This window comes from Burkholderia sp. SIMBA_051 (assembly GCF_046534915.1).
Classification (GTDB): Bacteria; Pseudomonadota; Gammaproteobacteria; order Burkholderiales; family Burkholderiaceae; genus Burkholderia; species Burkholderia ambifaria.
Map to the genome: position 1 here is coordinate 1 of NZ_JAWRXS010000111.1, position 335 is coordinate 335.

The 335-nt window shown below is 56.1% G+C and carries 1 protein-coding gene; it reads right to left on the reverse strand.

Translation table 11 applies throughout. The features are described from left to right. Positions 1-162: 162 nt before the first annotated feature. On the reverse strand, positions 163-335 hold a 173-nt coding region (locus tag SB771_RS33780; protein ID WP_410721889.1), incomplete at its 5' end, for an IclR family transcriptional regulator C-terminal domain-containing protein.

A 335-nucleotide genomic window follows, 5' to 3' on the forward strand; every position in this document is an offset into this window, starting at 1 on the left:
CTTTGCGCACGTGCGTTAAGCCAACGTGCTGTGACCGCTTTGGGGAGAAGGGTTACCGGGAGCGCCGGGAAAAATGCGACGACACGCCGTTAGCCGGTCCTCGCCACCCACTCGCTAAACCGCGAGCTTAAATTGTCCGCACTCTCATTTGCACCAGAACCTCTAAAGTACGTCACGCGACGCTAACGCGAGGTTGATGTCGTTGGCAGCGAATTGAAGGACGGGTAGATTTTCGGTAAGCATCTTCTCGCGAGAATTCCGATGGATATGTCCCGCGACATTCATTGCCGCTACGATCCGCCCAGATCTATCCATCAGCGGAACTGCGACAGCGG